The sequence below is a fragment of the Nostoc sp. PCC 7107 genome (assembly GCF_000316625.1).
In the GTDB taxonomy this organism is placed as follows: Bacteria; Cyanobacteriota; Cyanobacteriia; order Cyanobacteriales; family Nostocaceae; genus Nostoc_B.
Genome location: NC_019676.1, coordinates 3,173,057 through 3,190,883 on the forward strand (window position 1 = coordinate 3,173,057; position 17,827 = coordinate 3,190,883).

The following is a 17,827-nucleotide window of genomic DNA, read 5'->3' on the forward strand; positions in this document are numbered from 1 at the left end:
AGAGAACACAGAGAAATAAAAGTTTCAGAGTGTTTTTGTGTCAGTCCGATTAATGATGATGGTGGTGATGATGATGCTCACTTGATTGATGACTAACTACCAAAGCTTGTTCTGACAATAATTCTGCAATATGAGAGTTTGCCCATTCTGCGGCCATTGCCAAGAATTCTGTATGGTCGTTAACACAAGCCATCTGCACATAATCCACACCAGAAGATTGCTTTTCTAAAGCATGAATAATGTGGTGGACATCTAACAAAGTTTCATGGTTTTCTGTAGCGAAACCAATGGGCATAAATATGATGATTTTCGCACCTAATTGAATCAGGTTTTTGGCAGCTTGTTCGGCGTTAGGCTGTGTCCATTCAATGAGAGGTGTATCGTGATTCAACCAACCCACCGATATTAGAGGATAGCGGGTAATCAATTTATCTCTAACTAAATCGTAGAGTGCTTGACTTTCGGTTATCCCAGATGTAAAGCCTTTAGCTTTATGGGGACAACCGTGATTCATTAACACAATCCCGATTTGAGAAGGTAGGTAAGTTGCAGCGAAATCAGCGTTGATTTTCTCCTCAACTAGATGCGCCATCAAATCAATGTAGGCTGGTTCGTTGTAAAAAGAAGGAATATAACGCTGTCCTTTTAACCAATGTTCTTCACCATCAGCTATCTCAGCTAGAGCATTATTCACTTGCTCGATCGCAATCCCACTAGTAAAAATCGAATCTACCACCAACAATGGGTAAATTAGCAGCTTGTCAAACCCTTGGCTATGGATTTCGGCTAAAACTTGCTTGGGAAGGAATGGCGCACAGAAGTTAAAAGCTTTGAATACTTTAACGCGATCGCCCCACTTCGCCTGTAAATTTTGCTCAATTCCGGCTCGTTGCTGTTCAAATATGGCGTTGTGTGGCGAAATAAAATCGTGGTGTGTATGACCCCATTCATGGCGGTCAAATAGCGCCAACAGCTTTGCCAGGGGAGGATAAATCCAAGTTGGGACAGGGGCGAATTTTGCTGTTAGTAAATTTAAAGCCTGTTCATTATAATTGGCGAAATCTTCGTAGCTTTCGACTTCACCATAACCCATCAGTAATACAGCTACACGGTCTTGACCTGGTAGATGCTCGTGGGTGTGTTGCAATTTTTCTGGCGTAGCAACCACAGTAAATTCCTCAATATAAACCAGAGTAAAGCGTCAGAGCTAGATAATAGCTCTATGTATTTTTCTGGATCATAAATCATTATCCCTTCCAGGGGGATAGGATAAGCATAAAATTAACAACAATACTTCAAAAGACATACTTAGAGTTAATCCCAGATACTGAGTATGCCAAAATAATTACTTATTATCCTAGAGGAACATCTGTTAAACCAAGATTTCACTAATTTTCCCTATATATGACGATAAAGATTTCGGGTAACTTTTGAAACATATTAAACACAGGTAAATACTTAAATAAAAAATCTAGATTAAAGACAAAAAACTCCATCTTCCGCAAGAGAAACTTGTGAGCATAAAAGATAAATGATGATCATCATTTGCCCTGGCATCCATGAACCAGAAATAACTGATAGTTTTATTTCAGACTGGTTAAGCCAAACTACAGTCAAGACAATGGTTTTTCCCGGACAAGGTGTTTTAGCGTTATCAGCCCCGCACATTTTGCAGTTTTTAGGCGATCGCTTACAACATCAACGCAACTCTCCTGTTGTATTTATTAGCTTCAGTGCGGGAGTAGTGGGAGCGATCGCCGCCGCCTGGAACTGGCAAATCTTGGGAGGACAAGTCAAAGCGTTTATTGCTATAGATGGATGGGGTGTGCCTTTATGGGGGAATTTTCCTATTCATCGCCTGAGCCACGATTATTTTACACATTGGAGTTCCTTATTGCTGGGTAGTGGGCATAATAATTTTTACGCAGAACCAGCCGTTGAGCATTTATCTATGTGGCGATCGCCTCAAAATGTTCAAGGTTGGTGGGTAAACTCTGATTGTCAGGGTTATCCTCAAAAAATGCCCTTGACTGCTGCCGAGTTTTTGCATTTATTGGTCAAGCGCTATGAATAAAAATAGTCCGGAAAACAGTTTAGGGCAACAGGAGTGAGAAATAGAAGAGGCAAAAGAATTTTAGATTTTGGATTGGCGATTTTAAATTTTCGATTGTTTCATCCAGAATCGAAGTACCAGAAAGCTAAAATTTCATACTTCATACTTCATGCTTTTTTCTGCCCCATCTACCCTAGTCGTTATCACTAAGTAACCGATGTTTCCTACCGAACCTGCTGCTGTAAATAATGGGTTTAGCGCACTGCTAAAAAATCGTGGTTTCATGCTCCTGTGGATTGGGCAACTCATTTCCCAGTTGGCAGATAAAGTCTTCTTTGTTTTGATGATTGCCTTGCTGGAATTTTATCCAGCCCCACCAGGATTAGCCGAAAACTCGATGTACTCAACCTTGATGGTGGCATTTACCATCCCCGCCATTTTGTTTGGTTCTGCGGGTGGTGTGTTTGTTGATCGGTTGCCCAAAAAGCTAATTATGGTAGGCTCCGATATTGTGCGTGGGCTATTAACATTGTGTCTGCCCTTTTTGCCAAGGGAATTTTTTATTTTGTTACTTCTCACCTTTGCCATCTCCACAGTTACTCAGTTCTTTGCCCCCGCAGAACAAGCCGCAATCCCTCTATTAGTCCGCCGAGAAAATTTAATGGCTGCCAATGCCTTGTTTAGCAGCACCATGATGGGGGCGTTGATAGTTGGCTTTGCTATTGGAGAGCCGATTTTAAGCTGGGCAAAAACCTTAATGGGAGAAGAGTACGGTCAAGAGATTATCGTTGGTGGACTATATATTTTATCGGGTGCCATTATGCAGCCGATCAAGTTTAAAGAACACAAACCTCATCAAGAACTACAAGCTTCTGTCAACCCTTGGGCTGAATTCACAGAAAGTGTCCGCTACCTCAAGAAAAACCGCTTAGTCTTAAATGCCATGCTGCAACTCACCACGTTATATTGTGTGTTCGCAGCTTTAACCGTACTAACAATTCGATTAGCAGAAGACTTTGGCTTAAAAGAAAAACAATTTGGCTTTTTCTTAGCAGCAGCCGGGGTAGGGATGGTGATGGGTGCTGGGATTTTAGGTCACTGGGGTGATAAATTGCACCATAAACCCCTACCTTTAATTGGGTTCTTAGCAATGGCAATGGTTTTGGGAGTATTCACATTTACCCATAATTTAATGCTGGCACTGGGACTGTGTGCATTCTTGGGTATAGGCGCTTCTTTCATTGGCGTACCTATGCAAACTTTGATTCAGCAGCAAACACCACCAACCATGCACGGCAAAGTATTTGGTTTTCAAAACCATGCCGTCAATATTGCTTTATCAGTACCTTTAGCAATTACTGGCCCTTTAACAGATGTGTTGGGCTTGCGGGTTGTTCTCGTCACAATGAGTGTTGTTGTGGCGGCCGTTGGTGTTTGGGCATGGCAAAATACCCGCAGAGTTTTACAAGATGTAATTTAAAAAGCTTGATTGTCTATGATGATAGATAGTTAGCTTTGTTGATGAAAACAAGAGCTATTTTTTAGTTCATATTTTTAAGCAATTTATTGATAACGAACAAATTTATCTGTTTGTAACTTCTATCTTCTGATTGATATTTAAAAATCAATAAGCATTTAACCTAACTTTTCTATTAAAATGAAATCTTAAATACAGAATAGAAGCGTCAACTTAGCTATTATCTGAGGTTCGACCGTGACCTTGAGCTTGCCTTCCCCGATTAGTCCTGCAAAAACCGAGAATCAAAACCAGTCTACTGCTCAACCGTCAGTTGTGACACCCCAACGGGCAACTGGTGGTTTCGCTTTACTCGATAGTCTTCTACGCCACGGCGTTGAGTATATTTTTGGTTATCCCGGTGGAGCAATCCTACCGATTTACGATGATTTATACAAAGTGGAATCCACTGGTGCGCTGAAGCACATCCTAGTGCGGCACGAACAAGGCGCAGCCCACGCCGCAGATGGCTATGCCCGTGCCACTGGGAAGGTAGGAGTTTGTTTTGGTACTTCTGGCCCTGGTGCAACAAACTTGGTGACAGGTATCGCTACAGCTTATATGGATTCGATTCCAATGGTTGTGGTAACAGGACAAGTCCCCCGTAAAATGATCGGTACAGATGCGTTTCAAGAAACCGATATTTACGGTATTACTTTACCCATAGTCAAGCACTCTTATGTAGTACGCGATCCCAAAGACATGGCGCGAATTGTGGCTGAAGCATTCCACATCGCCAGCACGGGACGGCCAGGGCCAGTTTTAATTGATGTCCCCAAAGATGTGGCATTTGAAGAATTTGATTATGTCCCAATAGAACCAGGGACAGTCAAATTACCGGGATATCGCCCCACAGTTAAGGGAAATCCCCGCCAAGTCAATGCGGCAATTAAGTTAATTAAAGAAAGCCGTCGCCCATTGCTGTATGTTGGTGGTGGGGCGATCGCGGCTAATGCCCATGAAGAAGTTCTCCAATTAGCTGAGTTATTTAATATTCCTGTCACCACTACATTGATGGGGATTGGGGCATTTGACGAACATCATCCGCTATCTTTGGGGATGTTGGGAATGCACGGTACAGCCTACGCTAACTTTGCCGTAAGTGATTGTGATTTGCTCATTTGTGTAGGCGCAAGATTTGACGATCGCGTAACGGGTAAACTAGACGAATTTGCTTCTCGCGCCAAAGTTATCCACATTGATATTGACCCAGCGGAAGTAGGTAAAAACCGCATTCCTGAAGTGCCTATTGTGGGCGATGTCCGCAACGTCTTAGTTGACTTATTGCGCCGCTTTAAGCAATCAGGTGCCAAACCTACACCCAATCAAAACCAAGAATGGCTGAATTTAATTAATCGTTGGCGGGAAGAATATCCGTTAGTTGTGCCGCAACACCCCGACAGCATCTCACCCCAAGAAGCAATTGTTGAAGTTAGTCGTCAAGCACCTCACGCCTTCTACACTACAGATGTCGGTCAGCATCAAATGTGGGCGGCGCAATTCCTCAAGAACGGGCCACGGCGGTGGATTTCCAGTGCAGGCTTAGGAACGATGGGTTTTGGCTTACCGGCGGCGATTGGTGCCAAAGTTGCCTTCCCCAATGATGAAGTTATCTGTATCAGCGGCGATGCTAGTTTCCAAATGTGTTTACAAGAATTGGGAACAGCAGCACAGTATAGCATTAATGTCAAGGTTGTAATTGTCAACAACGGCTGGCAGGGAATGGTACGCCAGTGGCAACAAGCTTTCCACGGCGAACGTTACTCTTGCTCAAATATGGAAGTTGGGATGCCAGATATTGAATTGTTGGCTAAGGCTTATGGTATCAAAGGTATTGTTGTAAAGGAACGGGCGCAATTAAAAGATGCGATCGCCGAAATGTTAGCACATAACGGCCCCGTCCTTTTGAATGTCCACGTTACCAGAGACGAAAACTGCTATCCAATGGTAGCCCCAGGTAAGAGCAATGGGCAGATGGTAGGCTTACCCAAGCAACCACCAAAAAGCTCTTTAGAGCCAGTTTGTTGTAGTCACTGCGGTAGCATGAATGCGCCTAACCATAACTTCTGCGCTGAGTGTGGGACGAAGCTGTAAATCAGGGCGTGTACGTGTGGAGAAAGTTTTGCATAAGGGCTTTCTCCACTACATATTCTTTGAGGTTTTTAACGCAAAGGGGCGCGGAGGTACGCGAAGTTTAATTCAATAAGGATCGGAATTAAATTTGCCGCGTTTGACACTTCTAAAGTAATAACCTCGATTTGGTGGGTTTCTTAGGTCGAATGTTTCACCGCTGGGAATTCGCCAAATTTTATAATCATGGTAAGTTAGGGGCGTTCGGGGTTTACAGACTTCTGGCGGGTGGTCTCCTAATACAAAATAGGCGGCATTTCTTCCCATCACTTTGATGAGGCCATACTTATCTACGACAACTGAGGTTTCCTCACTAATAGCGATGCCTAAAACACGTTTAGCTTTGCCATCTTGAATTTGCCTGGCAATGAAAGCCATAATTCGACCCATGCGTTTGCGGCTATCAAAGTGGGTATCGATGATGGTTCCGCGCAAATGACCCCATTGAAAAAAATCATAAGTAAAGGTGATATTTTGATAGGGGTCTTCGAGGATTTCTCTAGTTTCGATGCTGTCTTCACAGGCGCAAGAATCATAAATATACTCACTGTGAATCATGGCACCTGCACTAGTTCCACCAATGGCACCGCCTCTAGTGTAGACTTCTCGGACGGCATTTTCTAGTTTGGTGTTTTTCCAACTGCGGATGTATTGGCATTGGTCGCCACCAGCAAAGAAAACTACGCCAGCTTTTCGGACTTTTTCGACAATATCATCTCGATTAGCATCTTGGCGGTTGCTAATGATGAGAGTTCTGACAGAGTTCACACCTCTCATACCATAGATGAGGTGATTATAATCATCACTGCCATAAGTACGGAGAACTACCACATCAACTTTCGTAGCGTTGCTATTCCCTCCCCTAACTTGGTCGATCATCCATTGAATGGCCTTCTCGACATCAGGGCCGCCGCCGCCTAAGTTCAGTACTGGGCCAGCCAATCGGGGAAGGAGGGAAACAGGCGAAACAACGTCTACAGTGTTGTCAATGAAGTGGCGTTTCAGGTATGCTGTAAGACGGGTTATTAAACTGGCACCCATCCTTAACAACACAGTTCCCAAATTCTTCCAGAACTTTGCTATATCTGGGAATGCCTTCGTCATACTAAGTTATTAGAGCAAACTGCATTTACTGTTTACTCTCGCATCAGAAGGCTTGATATTCCCAGCGTACAGGGCTTGTAATGTTTTTTAACGCCAAATTATCCAGAGTAATCATTTATTCTCTGCACCTCTGGGCAGTATCCTCAGTTTTACTTGGTGTTTGATTACCAGATAACTTGCGCTCGCTCCTGCATAACTCGCTGATAAACTGATTCTGTTTGCTGGGCTAAATTTGGCCAGCTAAAGCGACGTTCTAAATCTTCATAAGCGTTATCTACCAGCCATTGCCGATATCCGGGGTTTTTCAAAACCTCTAAAATTCCCCATGCTAAAGAATCAGGATTATTTACCCAGGTAACAATACCAGTTTTGGTATGCTGCACAACTTCTGGAAAACCCCCCGTATCGGAAACTACTACCGGAACACGAGACGCAAAACTTTCTAAAGCCACAATACCAAAGGGTTCGTAGAAACTGGGAAATACGGCACAGTCGGCAATTGTTTGAAATTTATCTAAGTATTCATCAGATAAGAAACCTGTAAAATAGCATTTATCCCAAATTCCTAGATCTGCGGCTTGTTGTTTGAGATGATCAGTATTACCGCCACCAATAATCACAAATTTAACGTAACCACCCATTTGGTCAAGTACCCTCGGTGCAGCATTTAATAATACTGGTACACCTTTTTCATGAGTCATCCGGCCGACATAGTAAACAATTTTTTCACCATCTTCGGCAAATTGACGGCGAAAATCTTGAGCATGAAAATCTTGATGATGCTGTTTTTTTTCGGGACGAATACCGTTATAAATGACATCGACTTTATTCCAAGGGCTGCGGAGGGCGCGTTCTACTTCTCGGCGCATATAGTCGGTACAAACGATAATTCGCCAAGCATCAAAAGCGAGTAAATTTTCTTTGCCGTGAATGTAATTTTGGATATCGTTATGAATACCGTTGTAGCGTCCGTATTCTGTAGCGTGGATGGTTGCTATTAGAGGAATTTTAAAAGTATGCTTAAGAGCGATCGCCGCATCACCCACTAACCAATCATGGGCATGGATTAAATCAAATGGCCCTTCTTCTAAAATTAACTTACCACCGTGATGTCCCATGCTTTGGTTGAGATTGACAACCCAGTGAAAAAAGTCATTACTATGTCCTACAGGAACTCGATGTACGTTAATCCCCTCAACCATTTCATACATCGGCGCTTGACCGAACTCTACGGTAATCAAGTGAATTTCATGGCCTAGCTTGACGATTTCCGGGTACAACTCAGATACGTGTCTAGCAATACCTCCGACTATTCTTGGGGGAAATTCCCAACTTAATACAAGTATTTTCATATACTCAAGTCTCCAATTTTTTATAAATTTCTCAACAACTAGATTTATCTAAAAATACAAGGGGACGAAATCAATTGAGTAAGTATGTTTACTAAAGTTTTCTAATTTATTAATAATTTCTGGGATAGATCACAGGTTACCAAGGTTGGTTAAATTCACAAATACCTGATGAAACTTATTAGATTAATTGATAAATGTCCCTAGGGGTATGAAGTCCCTTACCCCTCTTTTTAGTTCTATGCTTGTTTTCTAGGTGGAGTAAAAACCATCAGGACATAAATAAAGGAATGTCAAGAGAATCTTCCCTTAGACATTCCTTGTGATTTTCTTAGAGTATGCAGTTAATAACAGCTGCTATTTAATTTTGATCTAGCCGTAACACAGCCATAAAAGCTTCTTGCGGTACATCTACTGTACCTACAGCCTTCATGCGCTTTTTACCCTTTGCTTGTTTTTGCAAAAGTTTCTTCTTCCGGCTGATGTCACCGCCATAACACTTGGCGAGTACATCTTTGCGTAAAGCTGGAATATGTTCACTGGCAATAACTTTGCTACCAATGGAGGCTTGAATTGGCACTTTAAATTGATGGCGGGGAATTAATTCTTTGAGTTTCTCTGCCATTGACCGCCCGACATTATAAGCTTTATCGCGGTGGACAATCATCGCTAAGGAATCAACCGGGTCGCCGTTAATCATGATATCCAGCTTCACCAGTGGATTTTCGCGGTAGCCGATGAGATGATATTCCATACTGGCATAACCACGTGATCGCGATTTCATTTGGTCAAAAAAGTCAGTGACCACTTCTGCTAAGGGTAACTCATAGGTTAAGGTTGTCCGCCCTTGGGTGAGATATTTCATATCCTTGAAGATACCGCGCCGATTTTGTGACAACTCCATTAAAGTCCCCACGTAGGTTTCCGGCGTAATCATCTCTACCTTGACATAAGGTTCTTCGATTTTTTCACGAGCGTTTGGTTCAGGCAAATGGCTGGGGTTATCGATATATAACTCTTCGCCCTTGAGCGTAGTTACACGGTAAACAACAGATGGGGCGGTAATAATTAAATCCAAATCATATTCACGTTCCAACCGTTCTTGGACAATTTCCATGTGTAGCAAGCCCAAAAACCCACACCGGAAGCCAAAACCCATCGCGCTTGACGTTTCCGGTTCATAGTGCAGCGCCGCATCATTCAGTCTGAGTTTTTCTAAAGCTTCTCGCAAGTCTTCAAACTGGTCAGCATCGATGGGGAACATCCCGCAAAAGACCATTGGGTTAGCTTCGGTGTAACCAGGCAAAGGTTCTTCAGCTTTGGCATTAGATAAAGTAATCGTATCACCCACCCGCGCATCAGCTACCGCTTTAATCGCTGCGGCGAAATATCCTACTTCCCCAGCGTGGAGTTCATCAACTTGCTTTTGGGTGGGAGACAGGACACCCAACTCGTCGATTTCGTATTCTTTGCCAGAGGCCATTAAATAGACGCGATCGCCTTTTTTTACCCGACCATCCATCACGCGGAAGTAGACAATTACACCCCGATAAGAATCATAATAGCTATCAAAAATTAATGCTCGTAAGCGTTGATCTACTGTATCGGGTGCTGGCGGAACGCGTTCAACAATTGTCTCTAAAATTTCGTTAATCCCAATTCCTTCTTTAGCTGAGGCTAAAATTGCCCCGCTGCAATCGAGACCGATAATTTCTTCAATTTCACCAATTACCCGGTCAGGTTCTGCACCAGGAAGGTCAATTTTATTCAAAACTGGAATAATTTCCAAGTTATGTTCTAACGCCAAGTAGACATTCGCCAAAGTTTGCGCTTCCACACCTTGGGATGCGTCTACAACCAATAACGCCCCTTCACAAGCAGCTAAACTGCGAGACACTTCATAAGAAAAGTCTACGTGTCCGGGAGTATCAATTAAATTTAAGACATACTGCTGACCATCTTTAGCAGTGTAATTCATTCGGGCAGCTTGCAGCTTAATTGTAATGCCGCGCTCCCGTTCTAAATCCATATTGTCGAGAAACTGCTCTTTCATCTGCCGCACATCAACAGTGCCAGTAGCTTGCAGTAGGCGATCGGCGAGGGTTGATTTCCCGTGATCAATGTGAGCAATAATACAGAAATTGCGAATCCGAACTGCGGGAACGTCAGTCATATACTATTTTTGCTGAAGCAGCAACCAAGGTTATAAAGAGCGATTTACTTCATGTATTTTAATGCTTTCTTAGCCAAGACGCTGCTATGAAGTGTGAAGTCTGAAGTCTGAAGTCTGAAGTGTGTAGACGCGCTAAGCGTAGCGTTTCCTTTTGAGAGAAGGTTATTGTGTCTGTGCCTGATGCTCTCATACTTTTATGGGTCATATCATTTCAGACTTCATACTTCACCCTTCATACTTCAGTTGCCTCTTAAGTAATTTGCAAATCTATATAAAGTCTCTATAATTAAGTCTATTTTTCCTTGCAGGTATTGATCTATAGGCAGCGTACAATAAATATATATAAGTACATAGTGTTAGAGATCGTGGGCAGTTACACCTCGTAAATGTTCGGATCTACTGATTTACTGACAAAACTTCTAGAGCATTGAAAAAGTGAGTTCTATGAAAATTGCCACTTAAAAATCTCAAGCTGTTACTTTTGGTAAGAGTTCGGGGAACTATGTAACTATACCTTGAAGATTTGTCAGTAAACTAACCCGAAACTTGAGTAGAACTACTTTACAAAGCTTTAGACAAAACAAATTCAGAGTATATAAACCGATGAATATGAAAGAGAGAGCTACCGAAGGGGAGCAAAGACAAGGCGATAAGGTAGAAATTGCTGTTCGCCTAGATTCGGAATTATTAGAGCAAATTCAGCATCTCACCAATGACCCTAGCAAAGTCATTGAGGTAGCAATTCGCCAATGGTTACGGGGTGAGATTCCTAGAGATGATGAACTGACTCGTACTCCTTATCGCACACCTGTACCGCCTAGAGGTGAATGGAATGATTGACAGCAACAACCAAGCTTTTCATAGACAAGGACACAACTGTCAAGTTTGTCAATCATCGCCTTCATTACAGCCAAAACACCCAATGTAAGTATGTAAAAGCTTTTAGTAGCTTGAGCAAAACTGTATTGAGTTGCCACTTGTCTACCCAACTCGATTAAATGACTATTACTGCCAACTCCCAATTGCCAAACTTATTTTCTCAAAATCTGGAAGACATAGCTCATCAAACGGATAGCGCGTTACCAACTCTCGGTGCCGAGTTGGTGTATATGCAAGATGGGTCAGGCCGCTACCTGTCATTTTATTGGCAGCACAGCGAAGTTCTGGGATTAAACCCTGAGCAAATAGTAAATTGCCGCCATGATGAGGGAATTTTTACTCCTGTGGATAAGGTAGCTTATCTAGAACGATTGCACCGAATTTTAGAAAGTTTGGTGCCAGAAAAGTTGCAATGTTGGTTTTGCTACCACCAAGAGTTGTGCGAGTTGGAATTAGTAATTTGTCCGATTATGCCGCCGCTAGGAACTGCCGCCACTACAGTTGTAGTGATGGGAAGGTTATTGCAGGCTACAGTTGATCAACAAGAACTTAGTACCACACCAAAAGCGCCTACACCAATCGAGTTGGCTTTACGTTCGCAGCAACATCAAAAACTAGTAAATAAAATTACTAGAAATATTCGGCGGACTTTGGACTTAGATATTATATGGCAGCAAACAGTAGACAATTTGGGTAAAGCTCTAAAACTAGAACGTTGTATTATCTGTCCCTATCAGCCCTCTAGCTCAAAAGTGCGAGTTATAGCAGAGTATCATCAGCCAGAACGCAGTTCGATGCTTGGCTTAGAAATAGATGTAGCTTCTGAGCCAGCATTTGCTCAAGCTTTAGCAACTTTAGAACCAGTGGTAATGGAGGTAGCGAAATATGCGCTGTGTCCAGAGCAGAAAGTTTTAGTGGTAGCAACATGTTATCAAGACCAAGCAAATGGCTTGATTGCCCTAGCTGTACGCGATGAATGCTATCCACTGACAAATGCCGAACTGGAACTAGCCAAGGAAGTAGCCGATCAATTAGGAACTGCGATCGCTCATGCTACTCTATATAAAGAATTAGAAGCCGCCCGCCAAAAAGCTGAAGAAGCCTCACGCCTCAAAAGTGAATTTTTAGCCAACGTCTCCCATGAAATTCGCACTCCCCTCAACGGGATGATTGGCTTTTTGAAGCTGATCCTTGAGGGTATGGCAGACGACCCAGAAGAACAACATCAGTTTCTTTTAGAAGCGCATCAATCATCAATCCACCTGCTCAACATTATCAACGATATTTTGGATATTGCCAAAATCGAAGCAGGCAAAATGGAATTAGATTGCGCTCCTGTCCAGTTAGATGAGCTATTTTGTGGTGTAGAAAGTTTCATGCGTCCCCAAGCAGAGATGAAAAACCTCAGCTTTCGGATGCAAATTCCCACCACCTGCGATGAAATAGTTGTCCAAGGAAATTATCAACGGCTGCTCCAAGTGATGCTGAACTTGGTAAATAATGCCATTAAATTTACCCATGAAGGCGGTATTACCATCACCGCCGACATAGTACAGAAAAAGGTGAAATTTCAAGAACAGCAATTTCCTGGTCTGGTGAGAGTCCGGGTAGCCGACACAGGAATTGGTGTTTCATTAGACAAACAAGATAAATTATTTCAATTATTTTCTCAAGTAGATGGTTCCCGCACGCGTCAGTATGGCGGTACAGGGTTAGGGCTGGCAATATCCCAAAAGCTGATTGAAGCAATGGGGGGTGAAGTGCATTTCTACAGTCTTGGTGAAGGACTTGGCTCAACCGTTACCTTTACAGTGCCTTTGTATCAACGACCAGTAATTGTTTCATCAACAGACAATAATTTAGATTGCGCGTGTTAATTAGGAATTAAGCAGAAAGCTGAGATGTTGAAATTGGATATTAGGATATAAAACCAACGCAAGAACCATCATTTATTCCACCCCCACACCTTTACACCCTAATATCCCTATACCCTTTTTTGGTGACTGTATATGAAAACACTATATCTATAGGTGGAGAGTAAGGTAAAGTGATGATGGATTTCACCTATGTTCATTGGTAAGTTCACGAATCCCATAATACGGCTTGATAAAACTTTTGTTGAGTCCCTAGTTATTATTTTGTCTAAAATCAGAAAGATAAAAGCACGACAGGCAATCTAGCGACAATTAGATCTAGGATTGATTTAACAAAGCTAAAAAACAAAGTTATGGGTGTTGAATCGCTAGTAGTGTCAAAAATCTACGAAAAACTCATACCTATAACCATCACTAAATTCACAGGTCTAAAACAATGGAACTGACACTTGACAACGTAGAAACCGTTTTAGATGAGATGCGCCCTTATTTGATTTCTGATGGCGGTAATGTAGAAGTTGTAGAACTTGATGGCCCTGTGGTCAGATTACGGTTACAAGGTGCTTGTGGTTCTTGTCCTAGCTCTACAATGACCCTAAGAATGGGTATTGAACGCCGCCTGCGAGAAATGATTCCTGAAATCGCTGAAGTTGAGCAAGTTATCTAGGAACTAGTAAAAAAAGGCAAAAGTAAAAAGGCAAAAGTAAAAAGAAAGAATGCTTATTTTGTAAGCTTTGTGTCTATTTTAGATAGTTGCTTTATTTACACCGTGCGTTACTAGTAAAAAAGGCTGAAGTGTGAAGTTTCAAGGATGAAATTTCATACTTCAGACTTCAGAATTTCTTCTTACCTAATCACTACCCAATATATGACTCATCCACTTTATGTTGCCTTTGTTTGGCATCAACATCAGCCGCTGTACAAATCTCCTGACAGCGGCGTTTCACTTTCATCTACTCAGCAGTACAAGCTACCTTGGGTACGCTTGCATGGCACCAAAGATTATTTAGATTTAATATTAATTCTCGAACAGTATCCCCGGTTACACCAAACGGTGAATCTGGTACCTTCTCTGATATTGCAATTAGAAGATTACATTGCTGGTACAGCTTTTGACCCTTATTTAACAGCCAGTTTAACTCCTGCGGAACAACTCACCCAATGTCAGCAAGAATTTATTTTTCAACATTTTTTTGATGCTAATCACCATACGCTAATTGATCCACATCCACGCTATGCCGAGTTGTATCAACAAAGACAAGACAAAGGGCAAGCTTGGTGTTTGGCAAATTGGGGACTGGAAGATTACGGTGATTTACTGGCTTGGCACAACTTAGCGTGGATAGATCCGCTGTTTTGGGATGATCCAGAAATCGCTGGATGGTTAAAACAGGGGCGTAATTTTAGATTAAGCGATCGCCAGCAAATTTATGCCAAACAACGCCAAATCTTAAGCCGCATTATTCCCCAACACCGGAAAATGCAGCAAACAGGGCAATTAGAGGTAACTACCACACCTTACACTCACCCAATTTTGCCCTTGCTGGCTGATACCAATGCGGGTAGAGTCGCAGTGCCGAACATGACCTTACCAGAACATCGCTTCCAATGGGCGGAAGACATTCCCCGGCACTTACGCAAAGCTTGGGATTTATATACAGACCGTTTTGGTCAAGAACCTCGTGGTCTATGGCCTTCAGAACAATCAGTTAGCCCGGAAGTCTTACCGTATATTATTAAACAAGGATTTAAGTGGATTTGCTCAGACGAAGCCGTCCTGGGATGGACATTGAAACACTTCTTCCATCGGGATGGTGCAGGTAACGTCCAGCAACCAGAAATACTGTATAGACCTTATCGCTTAACAACCCCAGCAGGTGATTTGTCCATTGTCTTCCGCGACCATAGATTGTCCGATTTAATTGGCTTTACTTATGGTTCAATGCAGCCAAAACAAGCCGCCGCCAACTTGGTAGGACATTTGCAAGCGATCGCTAAAAAGCAACGCGAAAACCCCAGCGAACAACCTTGGTTAGTTACCATCGCCTTGGATGGCGAGAATTGTTGGGAATTTTATCCCCAAGACGGCAAACTCTTCCTCGAAGCCTTATATCAAAACCTCAGTAACGACTCCCAACTGCAACTCGTTACCGTCTCCGAATTTATTGAACAATTTCCGCCCACAGCCACTATCCCCCAAGAACAACTACACAGCGGTTCTTGGGTAGATGGTAGCTTCACTACCTGGATTGGCGACCCGGTGAAAAATAAAGCATGGGACTACCTCACTCATGCCAGAGCAGTATTAGCAAGCCATCCAGAAGCCACAGAAGAAAGTAACCCAGCCGCCTGGGAGGCTTTATATGCTGCCGAAGGTTCAGATTGGTTTTGGTGGTTTGGCGAAGGGCATTCTTCCAATCAAGATGCCATCTTTGATCAGTTATTTCGAGAACATTTATGTGGCATTTACAAAGCCTTAAATGAACCCGTACCCTTCCATCTCTCACAACCTCTAGAGGTGCATGAAGTTAGAGCCAACCATACTCCCGAAAGCTTTATTCACCCCGTAATTGATGGCAGAGGTGATGAACAAGATTGGGACAAGGCCGGACGGATAGAAGTTGGTGGTGCTAGAGGCACAATGCACAACAGCAGTGTTATCCAACGACTGTGGTATGGGGTAGATCACCTGAATTTCTATTTAAGATTGGACTTCAAGGGTGGTGTCGCACCAGGAAATGAGTTACCACCAGAGCTAAATCTGCTGTGGTTCTACCCTGAAAAGACAATGCACAATAGCCCAATTCTCTTGGCAGATTTGCCAAAACAAGCGCCAGTGAATTATTTGTATCATCACCATCTAGAAATTAACTTACTGACACAATCGGTGCAGTTTCGGGAAGCAGCAGAGAATCATCAATGGCAGTCCCGCTTTAGTCGCGCCCAAGTAGCTTTAGACACCTGTTTAGAGTTATCAGTGCCTTGGGCAGATTTGCAAGTGCCACCAGATTATCCCTTGCGCTTGATTTTAGTCCAGTCTGATAATGGGCGTTTCTGCGATTATTTACCAGAAAATGCTTTTATTCCGATTGAAGTACCCTAGGAAAGTACCAAAAATCAAAAGGCAAAAGTCAAAAGGCAAAAGTCAAAAAGCTTAAATGGCTACCTGTTGATTTACGCCGTACTGCACTAGTCAGAAGGCTGAATGAAGTAATTCGCTTCATACTTCAGCCTTTATCTGAGTCTATTGGTGGTTGATGAATCTTGCGATTAGCCTCAGTAATTTAGATAAAATTGTATAAAAATTATGAAATTTTGATTTTACAATACGTAGACAGGGAAACATACAGCAGAAATTTGCAAATAAGCAGTAATGATACTGGCAAAAAAATATTTTTATAGTTAAATTGAAGACAACACAGAGTAGCTGTTTTTGAACCATGAATCGCTTTTCTGGAAACATGACCAATTGTCAAAACGAGTACAGTTCACAAAAGAATCAACTGGCTCAATTGTGTGGTTCCACGCAGCTATTTCGCGATCGCTATATCATCCTGCGAATTTTAGGTAGAGGTGGTTTTGGCATTACTTTTTTAGCGAGAAATGCCCAATTACCAGGAAACCCTCTGTGTGTAATTAAACAACTTTGCCCGAAGACAACTAGTACTAAAAGTTGGCAAAAAGCCTGTCAGCGCTTTGAGCAAGAAGCCAAAACTTTAGCGCAACTTGGTAGCCATTCGCAAGTTCCCATGCTTTTAGACTACTTTGAAACCAATGGTGAGTTTTATTTAGTGCAAGAATATGTGCGCGGCTACACTTTAGCGCGAGAAGTCAAGCGAAATGGCACTCAAAGTGAAACAGAAGTTAAACAGTTTTTACGAGAAATTCTGCCAATATTACAATACATACATCAAAATCGCGTTATTCATCGAGATATTAAACCGCAAAATTTGTTGCGATGTGAAGATGATCAGCGGTTGGTAATGATAGATTTCGGTGCAGTGAAAGAGAAGTTAGTTGATATTACTGAAGACTCTGGTTATAAAACTGCAAGCACTAATTTTGTTGGGACAATGGGGTTTGCACCTCCAGAACAGTTTGCACTGCGGCCAGTTTACGCCAGTGATATATATGCAGTGGGAGTGACTTGTCTTTATTTGTTGACTGGTAAAGGGCCTTTAGACTTTGAACAGGATATCTATACAGGTGAGATATCATGGCAAAAAGAAGTGAATATTAGCGATCGCTTTGCTAAAATTTTAGGCAAGATGGTGAAGTTTTCTTTAGACGATCGCTTCAAAACAGTTGATGATGTAATTAAGGCCTTAAATATAGAGAGTAATTTACCCAATTTAAGTAACTGTTTAACAACTAAGCCTCTTAAAAAATTCCCACATCAACCACAACAAACATCTCCACAAGCGTATATATCACCGACTAATAGAACAGCGATCGCAATTCGAGAATGGAAAGCTAAACTCAATAACAAACAGTTGCACCGGCAGTTTAATTCTTACTTAACTTCGGTATAAATAATGATTAGCATTAACTGTTCACCTCTGTAGTTAAAGTTATCCGTGAAAATATCTCGCTTACTCACACCTTGTTGTAAACTCTATTCATTGCTCCTTCACTCTCCATGCCTCTGCATCTGGAGTGTGAGACAAAAACAAAAGCAAATAAACTAGTTTCTTAGCTCCAGAATTTGGTAAGCTCCAACTTCGGAGACAATAAATAAACTTAAGTATT

12 protein-coding genes are annotated in these 17,827 nt (G+C 42.2%); 8 read left to right on the plus strand and 4 right to left on the minus strand.

Annotated elements, in window-relative coordinates; genetic code table 11:
• Positions 1-49: 49 nt before the first annotated feature.
• Positions 50-1,168 (minus strand): ferrochelatase, encoded by a 1,119-nt coding sequence (locus NOS7107_RS13565; protein ID WP_015113547.1) that lies wholly within the window; start codon positions 1,166-1,168, stop codon positions 50-52.
• A gap of 363 nt (positions 1,169-1,531) precedes the next feature.
• On the opposite strand from NOS7107_RS13565, the gene NOS7107_RS13570 reads away from it, so the two are divergent.
• From NOS7107_RS13570 to ilvB, 3 genes are all read left to right on the plus strand, one after another.
• A complete protein-coding gene (locus NOS7107_RS13570) occupies positions 1,532-2,074 on the plus strand; it encodes a hypothetical protein (protein ID WP_015113548.1) in 543 nt (180 codons plus the stop codon).
• Positions 2,075-2,270: 196 nt separating this feature from the next.
• Positions 2,271-3,533 carry an MFS transporter gene (locus NOS7107_RS13575; protein WP_015113549.1) on the plus strand — a complete coding sequence of 421 codons (1,263 nt, stop codon included), beginning with the start codon at positions 2,271-2,273 and terminating at the stop codon, positions 3,531-3,533.
• Positions 3,534-3,767: 234 nt separating this feature from the next.
• Positions 3,768-5,663, plus strand: coding sequence for a biosynthetic-type acetolactate synthase large subunit (gene ilvB / locus NOS7107_RS13580; protein WP_015113550.1), 1,896 nt, complete (start codon positions 3,768-3,770; stop codon positions 5,661-5,663).
• A 105-nt stretch (positions 5,664-5,768) separates the two neighbouring features.
• On the opposite strand, the gene NOS7107_RS13585 is transcribed toward ilvB, so the two are convergent.
• The 3 genes from NOS7107_RS13585 to lepA all read right to left on the minus strand — a co-directional run bounded on the left by NOS7107_RS13585 (position 5,769) and on the right by lepA (position 10,325).
• On the minus strand, positions 5,769-6,803 hold the full coding sequence (locus NOS7107_RS13585; protein ID WP_015113551.1) for a cyanophycinase: 1,035 nt from the start codon (positions 6,801-6,803) through the stop codon (positions 5,769-5,771).
• Positions 6,804-6,967: 164 nt separating this feature from the next.
• The gene (locus tag NOS7107_RS13590) at positions 6,968-8,155 is read right to left on the minus strand and encodes a glycosyltransferase family 4 protein (RefSeq protein WP_015113552.1); all 1,188 of its coding nucleotides are present in this window, start codon (positions 8,153-8,155) and stop codon (positions 6,968-6,970) included.
• A gap of 358 nt (positions 8,156-8,513) precedes the next feature.
• Positions 8,514-10,325 carry a translation elongation factor 4 gene (gene lepA / locus NOS7107_RS13595; RefSeq protein ID WP_015113553.1) on the minus strand — a complete coding sequence of 604 codons (1,812 nt, stop codon included), beginning with the start codon at positions 10,323-10,325 and terminating at the stop codon, positions 8,514-8,516.
• Positions 10,326-10,928: 603 nt separating this feature from the next.
• On the opposite strand from lepA, the gene NOS7107_RS13600 reads away from it, so the two are divergent.
• From NOS7107_RS13600 to NOS7107_RS13620, 5 genes are all read left to right on the plus strand, one after another.
• Positions 10,929-11,165 (plus strand): hypothetical protein, encoded by a 237-nt coding sequence (locus tag NOS7107_RS13600; protein WP_015113554.1) that lies wholly within the window; start codon positions 10,929-10,931, stop codon positions 11,163-11,165.
• Positions 11,166-11,323: 158 nt separating this feature from the next.
• On the plus strand, positions 11,324-13,081 hold the full coding sequence (locus NOS7107_RS13605) for an ATP-binding protein (protein ID WP_015113555.1): 1,758 nt from the start codon (positions 11,324-11,326) through the stop codon (positions 13,079-13,081).
• A gap of 433 nt (positions 13,082-13,514) precedes the next feature.
• Positions 13,515-13,745, plus strand: coding sequence for a NifU family protein (locus NOS7107_RS13610; protein WP_015113556.1), 231 nt, complete (start codon positions 13,515-13,517; stop codon positions 13,743-13,745).
• A 201-nt stretch (positions 13,746-13,946) separates the two neighbouring features.
• Positions 13,947-16,181 carry a glycoside hydrolase gene (locus tag NOS7107_RS13615; protein WP_015113557.1) on the plus strand — a complete coding sequence of 745 codons (2,235 nt, stop codon included), beginning with the start codon at positions 13,947-13,949 and terminating at the stop codon, positions 16,179-16,181.
• A gap of 337 nt (positions 16,182-16,518) precedes the next feature.
• Positions 16,519-17,610, plus strand: a complete 1,092-nt coding sequence (locus NOS7107_RS13620; protein WP_015113558.1) for a serine/threonine-protein kinase — start codon at positions 16,519-16,521, stop codon at positions 17,608-17,610.
• Positions 17,611-17,827: the final 217 nt, after the last annotated feature.